We start from the raw sequence: 1202 nt of genomic DNA, 5'->3' as shown, positions 1-1202 counted from the left end.
CGCCGTACGACCGGGTGATCGTCACGGCCGGGGTACGGGAGTTCCCGCCGGCGTGGGTGCAACAGACGCGGCCGGGCGGCCTGATCGTGGTCCCGTGGGGGACGCACTACTGCGACGAGGACGCGTTGGTACGGCTGACCGTCGCCGGGGACGGGACCGCGAGCGGGCCGTTTCTGCGCCCGCTGGAGTTCATGAAGCTGCGGGCCCAGCGCCTGGACTGGGGGCGGTTCGGCCGGCATGTCGGGGACTATCCGGGAGACGCCGACGAGTCGGCCACCAGCGTGGCCCTCTCCGAGTTGGGCGAAGGACAGCGGTTCCGGGGGGCGCAGTTCGTGCTGGGGCTGTGCGTACCGGACTGCGCCCATGTGCTGAACACCGGTGAACATGGCGAGTCGACGCTGTGGTTCTTCGACATGACCCAGGGGTCACGGTCGTGGGCATCGGTCGTCTTCCGGCAGGGGAAGGACAAGGCCACCGTCTACCAGTCCGGGCCGCGCCGACTGTGGGACGAGGTGGCGCGGGCGCTGGAATGGTGGCGGGGGCAAGGGGCCCCGCGACTGCACTCCTTCGGGCTCACCGTCGCCCGTGACGGAACAAGCCGGCCCTGGCTCGGCGGTCCCGCACATCCGTTGCCGGCATTCGGGGCCGGGCTTCGGGATTGATCCGGCGGACGGAGCCGACTTCGGGGGGCCCGTTTCCGCACGCCGAGGCGGGCGCGCTCCTTGCTCCAGGGATTGTCTCCCTGATTGGTCGATCCACTGGCCGGTACCTCCAAATGCCTGCGGCATCGCGGTTGGAAGACCGCTATCGAAAGACATGTTTGATTAGCGCATGGTTGTGCGGTGAAAGCTTGCGGCTGCGGTCCCCCTCGCGAGTGACGATGAGCCTCGTGACCACTCGACTAGGGCGTGAGGCAGGTCGAGTGCGGCAAGATCGGGAACCAATGAGGCTGTTGTGCCGATGCGTTGAGACTTCGAACATCTCCCTCAACGGCACGGCGGCCTCGTACGTTTCGGCCTCGCGGCCGTCAGCAGTCCGGTCACCCGGGCGGTGGCCGCACTGAAAAGGTTCAGTCGCGGCCGCGTTAATCACCAGGCGAAGGAGTCACCCATGGGAACCTTGTCCACTGGCGTCTATCGCATCTTCTCCGGCAGTTCCGGCCCCGAGGCGCGGTACCTCACAGTCACAGAACAGGGTCTCGC

At 67.6% G+C, this 1202-nt stretch carries 1 protein-coding gene; it reads left to right on the top strand.

Annotation, left to right across the window (positions count from 1 at the left end):
- On the top strand, nt 1-662 hold a 662-nt coding region (locus ACWF62_RS20545), incomplete at its 5' end, for a hypothetical protein (RefSeq protein WP_452631266.1).
- Between the last annotated feature and the right edge of the window lie 540 nt (nt 663-1202).

The sequence above is a fragment of the Rhodococcus sp. NPDC054953 genome, assembly GCF_053609225.1.
The sequence above is the reverse complement of the archived record's forward strand: the minus strand, read 5'-3'. Positions and strand labels throughout refer to the sequence as shown.